The sequence below is a fragment of the Metallumcola ferriviriculae genome (assembly GCF_035573695.1).
Taxonomy (GTDB): domain Bacteria; phylum Bacillota; class JADQBR01; order JADQBR01; family JADQBR01; genus Metallumcola; species Metallumcola ferriviriculae.
In genome coordinates this window covers 894,482-906,711 of sequence record NZ_CP121694.1, presented here as the reverse complement: position 1 = coordinate 906,711, position 12,230 = coordinate 894,482, and the positions used below count along the sequence as shown (strand labels likewise).

The following is a 12,230-nucleotide window of genomic DNA, read 5'->3' as shown; positions in this document are numbered from 1 at the left end:
AAAAAGACCCGCCCCACAGATAGGGCAGGTCCATACCCACTATGGTAATTTCTTTAAATAATTGACAATGTCATTTAAATCAGAATCGCTCATACTCCAACGGGGCATGGGGAATTCCAGTGTTTCCCCGTCAGGATTCGCACCGTCCACAATTGCTCTTTTAAGGGTTCTGTCAGTATACGCTTCATGCCTTTCCGCACTCTCCATATTCTGACCGTGGTCGGTTTGCGTCAGGTAGTTATAAGAGATGCGCGGTGTTTTCCAAGTGCCCATAGGCATCGTAATAGTGCTTCCCTGACCTTTATCACCATGGCAGTACGCACAGCCCATACGCATATCCACCATCTGCATGCCCATCATCCTTGCACCTATGGGCCTACCTGATCTGCTTGTGCCGGTAAAATAGATTTGCTGACCGTTTGAATTAAATTGCGATGGGACAGTTAAGTTCTGCGCACCAAAACCGTTATTCGCCCCGGGTACGACCATCATGCCGTTACCCATCATACCCTGGCCCATCATACCATATCCCATCCATGGGTAATTACCGCCCGGAGCTGTCTGGCTGTAACTGCCATTAGGTGCCATATATCCCCGGGGCATCATCCCCGCCCCCCACTGGTTGCTTAAACCGATCGGCTTTCCTGCATACTGGGGTGAAAGCACTGGTACTAACAAAAAAGCCGCAAAAAAACCGACCAATAAGCCCCCGAGCAGTATTACCCAAGTCTTTCCAGCCATATAATTTACCTCCTTTAAAAAGCTACCTTTATTTTTTACGATAAATTTGTTTTTATGCCGGCAGGATTTTTAGCACATACTAAGAAATAAACTATTAAATATATACTACGGGAGGTAGTAATTCCATGGACCAAATTCATACGGACTCTGTCCGACGCAAATACAACAGGGTCGCTCTTATTTACGACCTGATGGAGTCACCGATGGAGATGCATAAATTTGATAAGCATCGCCGAATGGTTTGGAGTCATGCTCGGGGTAAGACCCTGGAAGTAGGCGTAGGTACCGGCAAAAATATTCCGTATTATCCTGATAACACCTCCGTCACCGGTATTGATTTCAGCGAACGCATGTTAGCCAAGGCAGTAAAGCGCAAGGAAAAACTTCATCACCCCGTGGAATTGAGATTAATGGATGCTCAAAGAATGGATTTCCCAGACAATAGCTTTGATACAGTTGTCAGCACATGTGTCTTTTGTACTGTGCCCGACCCAATCCTAGGTTTAAGAGAAATTAAGCGGGTATGCAAACCCGCTGGACAGGTGCTAATGCTCGAACATGTACGCAGCTGCCGCCCCTTATTAGGTCCGCTAATGGACATAATTAACCCGGTAGTACGCAGTCTTATTGGTACAAATATTAACCGGGACACGCAAAATAATATCCGACAGGCAGGATTGCAAATTAAAAGCGTCACGCCTCTCTGGTCGGATATCCTGTTTCTCATCGAAGCATTACCGGGTAAATAATAATTAAATTGACCGGGATTACCCGGTCAATTTTTATACTTCTGTTTTAGTATATCCTTTATAAGCTTTTTGTTCCCTGGCAGCATTGCTGACTTGCAGTTTGTCTGTATTTTGCTCCAACTGCTGCAGGTGTTGATAGATGTTTTCCGGTGTCATTCCCCGGGCGTCGATTACCGGGACCCGGGTCTTGGTGTCTTCCATTCCCATCAGATTTTCATCCTGCCCACTGATAATTACCGCATTGACGTTATGAAGCTCCGCTTTGCTCTCGCTGAGAGGGTCCAAGGAAGCAATCTCATAACCTTTTTCAGATAAAAATTGTCCTACATTTCGTAATGTTTGCTCAACAGCAACTCTTTTTTTCATTATTATCCACCTCCACACATATTATTATGTGCACCCTTTTTCAAACTTATCCAGGAGAAGTGCCATAGAGATGGGGTAGATATTTTTTACATAGCTCCTTATTTAGGTAACTTTCAAAACCAAACTGCCGGCGGTATTGCCGCAGTTTTTTATAATCCAGCTCAGATATAACCATTTCTTGTTGGTCAAAACTCTCCGCCTGAGCTAAAATACCATCCTGGTTGGGGGTAATCTCCAATGGCGCAAATATGGCTGACCGACCGGTCAATCTCATGCCCAGCACTTCCCCAACCATACTCGCCCTAATACCATAAACCCCGCTTTCCTGTACCCTGGGCCAAACTCCACGCAGTTCCTTCCATGGGTTATACTCATCGGGGTTAGCAGCTGGAATTATTACCAACTCCGCACCTTTGCTCACCGCTATGCGGAAAGTTTCAAAATATGTGGCATCCATACAGATAGGAAAGGCAAGTTTACCAACGGCTGTATCAAACACAGAAAGTTCTTCCCCACAACTGAGACCCCACTCCACCTCTACCGGTAGGAGGTGCAGTTTCATCTGGGTCCCTAATATCTTGCCGTCGGGCCCGAAAAGGCTGGCCTGATTCACGGTCCTTCCCCTTCGGTCGCAAACAATTATACTGCCGCCCAAGAGGTGAATATTAAAACGGGCAGCCAAATAACTAAAGACATTGTAATATACCTGTCTGGTTACGGGAGATAAATAATTAAAGATATCCGCCACTTTCAGCTGGGGATCTAGTTCACCCACCGCTTCCGTTACATTATCCGCCGCAGATAAGCCGGGCAGCATACCAAGCAATTGAGTAGTATTGTCCTCAGGGAACACCACCAACTGAGCGCCCATGTCCACCGCCTGCCTCACCCGAGCATACATTTCACCGGCGTAAGCCAGTGGATCAGATATTAGGCTGAGCTTCTGCTGCACCGCAGCCACCTTGACCGTGTCCCCCACCGTAGAAGGGATTGGGAAATATTCTTTGCCTGCAAGAAAACGACGAAGGCGCTTCGGTCTGCTCCGCCAAAGCAAATATTTAATTAGCGCTTGTTCCTGCAGCTGTTTCCAACCCATGTCCTACCTCCGGTAACAATTTGCTAAATTATTTTGATAGAAACTATTATTATAATATTGATGCAGAGGATAATCCCCCTTTACCTGCTCAAGTGTTTGATAATTCAAGTCGGCAGACAAGCCCCCCGCGCTGCCCCGGGCTAGAAATCCACTATCGCCCACAGTCATTTCGCAGGGAGCATGGATAACATTATCACCGGCATAATCATGTCCGTCAATCTGACCGTTAAAACTGGCTTCCAGGGCGAAAACCTGGTTTTGCTGCACCTGCTGCCAAACGCCTGCCCACTGCCGCCATGGATTGGCGGGTGCAGGTAGAAAAGAATAAGCAAGAAAAAGATTAGCCCCTTGAAGACGTAAGATGCGCCCAACTTCCGGCACCCTCACATCGTCCCCGAGTAAAAACCCCACTGTCCCCAGTGATGTTCTGCAAATATGCAGGCTATCACCTATTGTCAGCGTGCCGCTCCGGTCGTGAGTCTGATCCTGCCGGAAACATACTTGCCCACGGTCATCTACTAACCAACAGCGAGAATATAACTGCTTCCCTTCCCGAACATAGGCATGAAAGGCGAAGTAAGTGCGATGCTTTTCCGCCACTAACGCCAACTGCTCTACCAATCCGTCAGGATGACCCTCATTGCCGCGCCAAGAAGGAAGTGCCAACAGTTTTATTTCCCCCGATAATGCTGCTGCCGCTCTGCTTATATCGTCATGCAATCCCTGTTTATCTCTCTTTAATTTTGGTAATATACCGGCGGTTACTTTCTGCATCACTTTCTCCTTTTCTTTCACCTCGAGAAAAATGCTCCCAAAGGGCATTAGCGAGAAATCCGGCACATGCAGCAAAGGCAGCACCAGTTGCTGCCATGCCATTCTCCGGCCGGTATGTTTCACACGCATAACCATTGTCCATGGTCAAACCCTCCAGCACCGCCGACACGTCATGGTGCGCTCCGGAAAGCAGATCATTTGCCAGGGAAAGCACCCAGGGAAAATAGGCATGCTTAGAGCCAAGTCCCTTATATTTTCCCGGGATATAGTAAGGGTTATGTCGAGAATATATCCATTTGACTGTGTTACGGTAGGCTGTGCTTTCCGGCGTACAAAATCCATACCAGGTAATCAGCTGCAGACTACCAGGAGGTGCATCATAAAGTTCGTAATTACCCCGGCCGTCAACCGCCCAGCAAAACATCCTGCCGCAAGGTCCGTCTGTCATACAGCGGCGGTAAATGTTGTTTTTTAACTCCTTGGCGGCCTTGTTAATTCGGGTACACATTACCCTATTACCCATAATTTGAAAAAATCCTGCCAAATTCCTCAATGCACGCCAGCAGAGTACATTATCGTAAGTTAGATATGGGTAACTGACAGGGTCATCCGAAGGGTCAAGAAATGTCCGATAAAGCCCTTCTTTTCCTTTACATGCCAAAAGTTTCGCTGCCAGTGATTCCAATCCCCTTTTGATATCGGCCCCTCTTAAGAGGGAAAAATCTCTCGTCCTGCTCAGGTACTTCTTCACTGCTACTGCATACGCCGCCAGCTGATCCAGTTCAAAACCGGGATAAAGTTCCGTCCCATCCAGATAATGAGCATGCTTACCTGCATGTCTAAGATGTCTGACAAACGCGGCCTTTAGCACTCCCTTAGCCCTTGCCGGCGATACCAGCAGCAAGGCTGGAAATGACCATAATAAGGAATCCCTAGCCCAAAAAGCGCCGCTGACATAATAGTATGGACTCCGAGAAGTAACCGAAACTAGGTTCCCGTTATCCACCGCTTTACCCGCTGCGTAAAAGTAGTTAAACCAAAGATTACGATAAAATAAACCGCATGAGTCATTTTGGGGGAAAAGCGGTTTCCGCATACTTAACCACTTAACAGTCCTTGCCAGTAATCGTCCCCAGCCCACACGCCTCAAATGAATTACCCCGGTAGCAGCCCCATCTGCCTCTTTGTTTACCGCCGCATATAAAGTCATTCCAATCTGTTCCCCGGGACTTAACAAAAACTCCTTTTGTTTAAATCGGTACCTGCCTCTGCGATCACATGCTTCCCACTCTAGTTCTCCACCCATGGCCAGCGCAGGCCCCCCTGGTCCTCCATCCAGCACCAACGTCTGCGTCCATTGGTGAAAAAAATGCCTTGAATGCGGCAGCGGCATGGAACTGAAAATATGTTTTTGTACTTCACCCGCTGCCACGTTAAAGCCCAGCACCACCCGATGATTCTCCGGCCCCCTATTGGCTGCAGACAGCCGACAGCAAAATCCCTTCTCATCAACCGGTGTCAGGACGGTGATAGTCACTACCACATCACCATACATTAACCTTCCCATTGGAATCCAATGCTCCAATAGATGCCAGTGCCACTGAAATTCTTTTACTTTTCCATCGATGCTCACTATTGGGCTTATCAAACCTTCCGCTGAACTGCTGGAAAATCTGACCAAGCAGTTGTTTCCATAGTGTACTACTCCGGCTTCTTTGATTGAGCCATCCGTACCAATCCAAGGCAGGCTGACATAGTCATTACCTGTCAGCATATATCTGTTATGTTTGTTTATTTCACCGGGCACCGTCAGCAGCATAATATCTCACTCCACAGTAAAAATATTAATCTTCACAGTTTCTTCATACTTCTATCATATTGTAACCACACTTTAGTTTTATACTATAGTTGGCAGTAAAAAAATAAACCTATGGGAGGTGAAAAGCTATGAAAAAATTCACTGTTTTAGCAGTAGCTATTTTGGTGTTGGCCATGGCTCTACCTGCATTTGCTGACACAGAGGCTAACAGCAAACTTGGCGACCTTTTCAATCAAATGTTTGAAACCAGACAAAAGATAGTTGACGAGTATGTGAATCAAGGTCAGTTAACTGAGGAACAAGGCGCTTACATGAAAGAGCACATGGAAGCAGCGCAAGAATTCCAGCAGGAAAACGGCTACAACTACGGTCCTGGTTACGGTATGGGCCGAGGCGGCTGCGGTATGGGCGGCGGCATGATGGGCGGTTTTGGCGGCCCGGGCTACGGCGGCATGATGGGCGGTTTTGGTCCTAACGGCAATGCCGGCGGATTCCAAAATAGCTCAAACCCCTTATAGAATCTATTCAGACCTCCTAATCGGACCCATCCTTCAACGGATGGGTCTTTTAAGTGCGAGAAAACATCCCCTTACAGCCAAAGGAATGCTTTTACACGAAAATAGCCATATTTTCATTCATACCTGTGAGTTGAAGGTGATGGCACTTTTGTTCATTTACTGGTATGATTCCCTCTTTATTTAGACAAATTAATACTAACAACTTCCCGGGAGGTAACAACATGCTTAATAAAGTTAACGGCAGTCTTAAAGGAATGAAAGCCGAACGCTTAAGAAAATTAAAAAATATGCTTGAACCAATGGGCTATGAATTTTCACAAGACCTATCCAAATTTGAAAAAACCGCTACCATTGAATCTGCGGTCAGTGAACTGGTACCCATCACGGAGCAGCTGGGTTTTAATGTCTGGGAAGACCTCACCCTGACTGAACTCAGTGAAGACAGCGCCTACTTTGCAAAATATGAAAACGGCAGAGTAATCCGCAAATTCCCACGCGGAGTCTGATAAAAAAATTACCTAAGTAGTTGGTAAATGAGCTACTTTTTGGAGGGATTTTAAATTTAAGCGTCGAATAGTGTCTGTACCGTAATTTTCCATAACAGCAGGTGAGGACATGAGTTATTTTCGAACGCTTTTTAAGCAAGTATTAAGGCCAAATCTTTTGAGCATCAGTATCGCTTTAGCTTCTATAATAATAGTAGCTGTAGTTGTTTTTGCCTACTTGTTGAATGTTACTGAAAAGGATCTGAAACAAGATATGACCCAGAATTCCACTGCAGCGGCCGCCTTTGTAAATGGTATTATCGGCCAAACATCCTCCCTGCTTCGTACCGTCAGTGCATCCCAACCAGTCAAACGGTTAAACGCCGAAGAAACCCGCCATTACCTGGCTAAAATCCGAGAACATTATCCTTACTATAAAGGTCTAGCCCTTGCTGACGCCGACGGTAATGTTATTTCGACTTCTTCCGATGTCCTTCCTGAGTTCAATGTGTCATCCAGGCCCTTTTTCAAACAGGCGGCAGAAGAAAAAGCTTTAATTGTAACGGATGGTATGTTGGATAAAATAGACAATGAAACTATCGTAGTGATAGCAAATCCGATTCTAAGCACCGACAACCAGCTTGATGGCGTGGTCTATGCCTTACTGGAATTGGATATTCTGAAACAACGCCTTGGTAACATTGACTTAGATCCTGGGGAACACCTTTATTTGTTGGACGGTAATAACGTTCCCCTGATTCATCCCGACAATAACCTAGTTAAGAAGCGACAACCGCTTTCGACGGGCAAAATATTACGAAATACAAATCTTGCTAAGGGCTTTTTGACTACATTTGACGAAGTGAAAGCTACTCAAGAAATTCTCGCATATCAAAAGGTTGCTGATAGCAGATGGCTGGTTGTGGTAGATGTACCGCAGCATTACGCATACAACCGCATGTTCAGTAAATTGTTTGGGCCATTTTTATTCTTTGTCCTTATGGCTAGTCCGGTTTTCTTTTTGTTGATAAGGTTTGGTGTTATTCTCACCCGCAAGCAAACCGAACTGGTGGAAACCAATAAAAAATTATCTCGTCTGGTAATAACCGATAGTCTCACCGGATTACATAACCACCGTTATTTTCACGACCGGCTCAAGGCACTGGTGGATGAACACTCTGAAAGTCAGGAAAGTCTTAATTTGATACTGCTGGACTTAGATTTCTTTCGCTACTATAATGACGCCTACGGTCATCAAGCCGGTGACGCCGTATTACTGCAAATAAGTGAAATTATTAAGAGACATTGTCGCCCCCAAGATTTTGTTGCCCGTTACGGCGGTGAAGAGTTCGCCATCATCCTTCCCGAGACTGCTGCAAAAACTGCACTTTCTGTAGCAGAGACTATCCGGCAGGCAATAGCCGACTTTCACTTCAACGGTGAGGAAAACCTGCCCCTGGGTAAACTAACAGTTTCCGTAGGCGTTGGCTGTTTTCCCGCACATAGCGGCAGCAAAGACGAACTGCTTAAAATCGCAGACCAAGCGCTTTACAAGGCGAAATATGCATCAATGAAGAATAAGGTTGAAGTTTATTATTCAGTTTTAGATGAACTCAAGGAAGACTTGAAAAAGTCGGATCAAAATCTTTTCAATACCATTAAGACCTTTAACTCTGTAATTCAAGCTAAAGACCGCTATACATATGGTCATTCTGAAAGGGTAATGCACTACGCTACAATTATTGGCAAACAGTTGGGCCTGGATAAAGACACCCTTACCAGCGTTCGCTACGGGTCTTTTCTACATGATATAGGCAAAATAGAAATCGCCGCACCCCTTTTGAACAAGCCGGGACGCCTCACTAAAGAAGAGTTTGATATTATCAAACAGCACCCGACTATGGGGGCCGATATAATCAAGCCCCTCGGTCAGTTGGAGCCGGCAGTACCGTTTATCATGTATCATCATGAACACTTCGACGGCACCGGCTATCCTGAAGGTATTAAGGGTAAGGACATCCCGCTCATTGCCAGGATAGGGGCCGTGGCTGATAGCTATGATGCCATGTCCACCGATCGTCCTTATAAACCGGGTAAGACCCATCTAGAAGCCATTGAAGAGCTTCGGCGCTGCAGCGGTACCCAATTTGACCCGGAGATTGTCGAGGCATTTATTATCGCTATAGCAGCAGATGAAAAAGCAGTTAATGTTAACTAGCGCACAAACAAAAGGCGTATCTCTCCAAGGAAGGAGAGATACGCCTTTTGTTTTTCTTAGTTCCGTTTTAATTCCTCATCAATTACCTGCCAGATGGAACTCTTTTCAAAGCCGCGACGCCAAGAGGCAATTCCGGCCAGCCCATACTTTTTCACCAGGGATGCCCGCTGCCGCATCGATTCTTCATTTTCCAACCATATTTCGTAGACGATATCACCCTGCTGCCAACTGGCATAATGCTGCCCCGCAGCATTGTCATGGGTAACTTCCGCTCCCTTTTCCTCCAATAGTCGCTCAGCCGCATTCATGGACAGTGCCTGAGACTTTACCGTTAGTGAGCCATCTTCAGCCTCTTTTTCAATCCATAGACGGGTGTAGAACGGCACGCCCAACACCAATTTCTCCTGCGGCACATCCTCAAGCAAACCCCGCACGCCATCTTCCACCCAGGGAAGGGAAGCAACCGAACCCGCCTTAGGACTTGATGCCCAGTGTTCGTCATAAGTCATGAGAATAACGTAATCCACGGCCTTTCCCAGGGCCTTTCTGTCATAAAAGAGGGAATAATTTGCACTGCCCCCTTTGATCGTTACATCAATGGATACCACCAGTCCCTGCTGATGTGCTAAGGGTACCAATTCCCGGACAAACTGTACCAGCAGTTCCCTGTCTTTAAGGTATACATTTTCGAAATCGATGTTTATCCCATTCAATTGGTAAAGACTGGCATAAACCAGCAGTTGATCGATAACCTGCTCCCGCTTACCGGCCGATGTTAACACCGCGTGGGTGCGCTCACGGTCGAAGTCATTGCTAAATAAAGCCCACACTTGGTAATTCTGCCGATGCGCCCAAGAGACATAACTGCTGCTTGCCTTATTAGCGATATTCCCCCGAGAGTCGCTGAGGTAAAACCATGTGGGTGAGACCACATTTACTCCGGTCAATTGGGGAATCTTTGTGGTATCTGGATTTCTACCGGTAACAAATTCCCAAGTCAGGTTTATCTTTTTATCCTCAGGGTGCCACAGTTTGGCCGCCCCTGGTTCCTCTTGAGATTCAGGTACAATAGTTCGTTTGTCGTGGATACTATCCGCCGGAATATATCCTAGCAGTCCACCTTTTGTACGAACTCTTGCGTAACCCGCATTAACTTCAAATACCGTCACAACCGCACCAGGCTCTAACTCCTTAAGCCACGGGTTGCGGAAGCCCCATGCTGTACGTAGTTTAATTTCTTTAAGTACTCGCCCTATATCCTGCCGCTTATCTAAGCGGGTTATTACCACTCTCCCGGTGTCGGAAAAATAGTTGATATCCACTCTATAAAGAGGCGCCAAGAATTCTACCGGTACCCACGGCACGCCATCCCTCTCAATCACCGGCGCCTGTAGTGTCACTTCCTGGGAATTAACCCTCGCCGTCAAATCCTTAGTAGCCATACGCACTACTCTATCTTTAGTAGTAACAACCACCGTACCCGTATCTTCCTCCCAGAAGATATTCTCATCCAAATGTTCTCTTATTATCGCCAAAGGTAAATATACATCACCGTTAATTACGTCCGCCTTATCCCTGCCCAAGTCTTTATCCTCGAGAATTAAATGGAGCTTTGTTTCAAAGGACTGCTTAATGAAAGCAGGATAAAAATAGAGACCCGCCCCAAAAGATAACAATACTACCAGGGATAAAAAGAAAAAAAGCCATGGCGGCCCGTAATACCTTTTTTTACGCTCTAATTCCAATTTTCCACCTCCCCCGTTCATCATTTTACCGCATTTTTCTACAAAACTAAATAACAACTACTGGGAGGGGGAATAAATTTTTTAGTTTACACCGGTTCTACCGGCACCACTATACTGGCAATTAAATAAATAAATAATCCTCCAAATCCGGCTGTCAACAGCAGGGTACCCAGTACCCAAATCAAACGCATCATCGATACATCCATATCAAAATAATCTGCCATACCACCGCATAGACCGGTTAACATCTTATCATTTTGGGATCGGTATAATTTTTTCGCCATAATAAATACTCCCTTCTTGTAAAAACTTTTTATTTTAACTTATTCTTTATTCGCACATTATTGTCTAAACCCTGCTTGAAATTTTTTACCATTACCCAGTTTATATATCTTTTTGTTTCCGGCAATAATAATAATTGCGCCATACAAGAACAGTAAAAAAAGGCCAAAAACTAGCAAAGACACCGGAGTGACTTATCATGCTAATCGTTTTTTTCAGAGCGGTAATCCTTTTTGCTGTAGTTGTACTAGTCATGAGATTGATGGGGAAACGTCAATTCAGCCAGCTACATCCGTACGAGCTGGTGATTTCGCTGATGATTGCTGAACTTGCCTCAGTGCCAATGGAGGATAAGGAGATCCCCCTGCTAAACGGGCTCGTACCCATATTCACCTTGTTTGCTCTGCAGGTAATTCTTTCCTATCTAACTTTAAAAAGCCAGACTGCCCGGGCGATTATCTGCGGTACGCCCAGCATCTTAATTGAGAACGGCAAGATCGTTGACAAAGAATTGCGGCACCAGCGCTATAATGTCAACGATTTATTAGAGCAACTGCGTGCGAAGAATATGCCTAACATTGCAGACGTAGAATATGCTATCTTAGAAACCACCGGCGAGCTAACGGTAATTCCCCGGGCGCAGAAGCGCCCAATAAACCCCGATGACATGGAGGTACCGACAGAATACGAAGGACTGCCCCTGGATCTGGTGATGGATGGTCAGATCAACCAAAGTAACCTGCACAAGGCACATCTTTCAAAAGAATGGCTGCATAATTTGCTTGAAGAAAATAACTTTCCCAAATTAAAAGAGGTGCTTCTGGTCAACCTGGACACCACCGGACAAATTTATATTCAGCCCAAAAACGGACCGCCGATTATAATTGACAATGAAGGAGATATCCACTAATGCGCATTTTAATAGTAGCCATAGCATTTCTGGTGGTGCTGGTCGCGTTTGGTTTATATTCCAACAGTGGCCTTACCAGTCAAGCAGAGGAATTAAGCAATTACTTTGTAGATATGGAACTGATGGTATCAGACGGGGAATGGCAGCAGGCCCAAAAAACTTTGATAACAATGGAACAGCAATGGCAAAAAGTACAGTTCCACTGGGACATGATTATTGAGCATCACGAAATGGATAACATCGATGGTTCTTTAGCGAAACTTAAAAAATATCTTAAAACAAAAGATGAAACATTGGCCCTGGGGGAAATCAGCACTGTAAAACATTACTTAAAACACATTCCTGAAAAAGAGGCCTTCAACTTTCAAAACATCTGGTAGTACTTTTTCTGCCCATGTAAAAGCCCCCGGGATGCCGGGGGCGTAATTTAATGTATAGGAAATTATGGGTTGTGGATAATTTCCTATACATGGGGGTTATTAAGGGGGTGTGCCCCCTTATGTTAATTTTAGGAGGGTCATAGCGAA

Annotated in this window: 13 protein-coding genes; 6 read left to right on the top strand and 7 right to left on the bottom strand. The window is 45.5% G+C overall.

Features of this window, described 5'->3' with window-relative positions; translation table 11 throughout:
* Positions 1–39: 39 nt before the first annotated feature.
* Positions 40–741: a c-type cytochrome gene (locus tag MFMK1_RS04545; RefSeq protein ID WP_366923963.1), complete on the bottom strand. Its 702-nt coding sequence runs from the start codon at positions 739–741 to the stop codon at positions 40–42.
* Between the two features lie 125 nt (positions 742–866).
* Between MFMK1_RS04545 and MFMK1_RS04540 the strand changes: the two genes are divergently transcribed.
* Positions 867–1,490, top strand: coding sequence for a class I SAM-dependent methyltransferase (locus MFMK1_RS04540; protein WP_366923962.1), 624 nt, complete (start codon positions 867–869; stop codon positions 1,488–1,490).
* Positions 1,491–1,523: 33 nt separating this feature from the next.
* Here the strand turns inward: MFMK1_RS04540 and MFMK1_RS04535 are convergent, their stop codons facing one another.
* Genes MFMK1_RS04535 through MFMK1_RS04520 form a run of 4 tightly spaced genes read right to left on the bottom strand, consistent with a single transcriptional unit; the run spans position 1,524 to position 5,545 of the window.
* Positions 1,524–1,856 (bottom strand): YkuS family protein, encoded by a 333-nt coding sequence (locus MFMK1_RS04535; RefSeq protein WP_366923961.1) that lies wholly within the window; start codon positions 1,854–1,856, stop codon positions 1,524–1,526.
* Positions 1,857–1,902: 46 nt separating this feature from the next.
* On the bottom strand, positions 1,903–2,952 hold the full coding sequence (locus MFMK1_RS04530; RefSeq protein ID WP_366923960.1) for a nitrilase-related carbon-nitrogen hydrolase: 1,050 nt from the start codon (positions 2,950–2,952) through the stop codon (positions 1,903–1,905).
* Between the two features lie 3 nt (positions 2,953–2,955).
* Positions 2,956–3,726 carry a nitrilase-related carbon-nitrogen hydrolase gene (locus tag MFMK1_RS04525; RefSeq protein ID WP_366923959.1) on the bottom strand — a complete coding sequence of 257 codons (771 nt, stop codon included), beginning with the start codon at positions 3,724–3,726 and terminating at the stop codon, positions 2,956–2,958.
* On the bottom strand, positions 3,680–5,545 hold the full coding sequence (locus MFMK1_RS04520) for a glycoside hydrolase family 125 protein (RefSeq protein WP_366923958.1): 1,866 nt from the start codon (positions 5,543–5,545) through the stop codon (positions 3,680–3,682). The genes MFMK1_RS04525 and MFMK1_RS04520 overlap by 47 nt, the downstream gene beginning before the upstream one ends.
* 128 nt (positions 5,546–5,673) lie before the next feature.
* On the opposite strand from MFMK1_RS04520, the gene MFMK1_RS04515 reads away from it, so the two are divergent.
* The 3 genes from MFMK1_RS04515 to MFMK1_RS04505 all read left to right on the top strand — a co-directional run bounded on the left by MFMK1_RS04515 (position 5,674) and on the right by MFMK1_RS04505 (position 8,766).
* Positions 5,674–6,063 carry a DUF2680 domain-containing protein gene (locus MFMK1_RS04515; RefSeq protein ID WP_366923957.1) on the top strand — a complete coding sequence of 130 codons (390 nt, stop codon included), beginning with the start codon at positions 5,674–5,676 and terminating at the stop codon, positions 6,061–6,063.
* Positions 6,064–6,284: 221 nt separating this feature from the next.
* A complete protein-coding gene (locus MFMK1_RS04510; RefSeq protein WP_366923956.1) occupies positions 6,285–6,569 on the top strand; it encodes a hypothetical protein in 285 nt (94 codons plus the stop codon).
* 109 nt (positions 6,570–6,678) lie between these two features.
* A complete protein-coding gene (locus tag MFMK1_RS04505; protein WP_366923955.1) occupies positions 6,679–8,766 on the top strand; it encodes a diguanylate cyclase in 2,088 nt (695 codons plus the stop codon).
* Positions 8,767–8,822: 56 nt separating this feature from the next.
* Here MFMK1_RS04505 and MFMK1_RS04500 read toward each other — a convergent pair whose 3' ends face one another.
* Positions 8,823–10,511 carry a glycosyl hydrolase family 18 protein gene (locus MFMK1_RS04500; RefSeq protein ID WP_366923954.1) on the bottom strand — a complete coding sequence of 563 codons (1,689 nt, stop codon included), beginning with the start codon at positions 10,509–10,511 and terminating at the stop codon, positions 8,823–8,825.
* An 86-nt stretch (positions 10,512–10,597) separates the two neighbouring features.
* Positions 10,598–10,795 carry a PspC domain-containing protein gene (locus tag MFMK1_RS04495; protein ID WP_366923953.1) on the bottom strand — a complete coding sequence of 66 codons (198 nt, stop codon included), beginning with the start codon at positions 10,793–10,795 and terminating at the stop codon, positions 10,598–10,600.
* Between the two features lie 197 nt (positions 10,796–10,992).
* On the opposite strand from MFMK1_RS04495, the gene MFMK1_RS04490 reads away from it, so the two are divergent.
* Both MFMK1_RS04490 and MFMK1_RS04485 read left to right on the top strand, forming a co-directional pair.
* A complete protein-coding gene (locus tag MFMK1_RS04490; protein WP_366923952.1) occupies positions 10,993–11,703 on the top strand; it encodes a DUF421 domain-containing protein in 711 nt (236 codons plus the stop codon).
* Positions 11,703–12,083 carry a DUF4363 family protein gene (locus MFMK1_RS04485; RefSeq protein ID WP_366923951.1) on the top strand — a complete coding sequence of 127 codons (381 nt, stop codon included), beginning with the start codon at positions 11,703–11,705 and terminating at the stop codon, positions 12,081–12,083. The genes MFMK1_RS04490 and MFMK1_RS04485 overlap by 1 nt, the downstream gene beginning before the upstream one ends.
* The last annotated feature ends 147 nt before the right edge of the window (positions 12,084–12,230 follow it).

Excerpts from the sequence above, each read along its gene's own strand:
- MFMK1_RS04545 (WP_366923963.1), bottom strand. The coding sequence starts at position 741 with ATGGCTGGAAAGACTTGGGTAATACTGCTCGGGGGCTTATTGGTCGGT.
- MFMK1_RS04540 (WP_366923962.1), top strand. The coding sequence starts at position 867 with ATGGACCAAATTCATACGGACTCTGTCCGACGCAAATACAACAGGGTC.
- MFMK1_RS04535 (WP_366923961.1), bottom strand. The coding sequence starts at position 1,856 with ATGAAAAAAAGAGTTGCTGTTGAGCAAACATTACGAAATGTAGGACAA.
- MFMK1_RS04530 (WP_366923960.1), bottom strand. The coding sequence starts at position 2,952 with ATGGGTTGGAAACAGCTGCAGGAACAAGCGCTAATTAAATATTTGCTT.
- MFMK1_RS04525 (WP_366923959.1), bottom strand. The coding sequence starts at position 3,726 with ATGCAGAAAGTAACCGCCGGTATATTACCAAAATTAAAGAGAGATAAA.
- MFMK1_RS04520 (WP_366923958.1), bottom strand. The coding sequence starts at position 5,545 with ATGCTGCTGACGGTGCCCGGTGAAATAAACAAACATAACAGATATATG.
- MFMK1_RS04515 (WP_366923957.1), top strand. The coding sequence starts at position 5,674 with ATGAAAAAATTCACTGTTTTAGCAGTAGCTATTTTGGTGTTGGCCATG.
- MFMK1_RS04510 (WP_366923956.1), top strand. The coding sequence starts at position 6,285 with ATGCTTAATAAAGTTAACGGCAGTCTTAAAGGAATGAAAGCCGAACGC.
- MFMK1_RS04505 (WP_366923955.1), top strand. The coding sequence starts at position 6,679 with ATGAGTTATTTTCGAACGCTTTTTAAGCAAGTATTAAGGCCAAATCTT.
- MFMK1_RS04495 (WP_366923953.1), bottom strand. The coding sequence starts at position 10,795 with ATGGCGAAAAAATTATACCGATCCCAAAATGATAAGATGTTAACCGGT.
- MFMK1_RS04490 (WP_366923952.1), top strand. The coding sequence starts at position 10,993 with ATGCTAATCGTTTTTTTCAGAGCGGTAATCCTTTTTGCTGTAGTTGTA.
- MFMK1_RS04485 (WP_366923951.1), top strand. The coding sequence starts at position 11,703 with ATGCGCATTTTAATAGTAGCCATAGCATTTCTGGTGGTGCTGGTCGCG.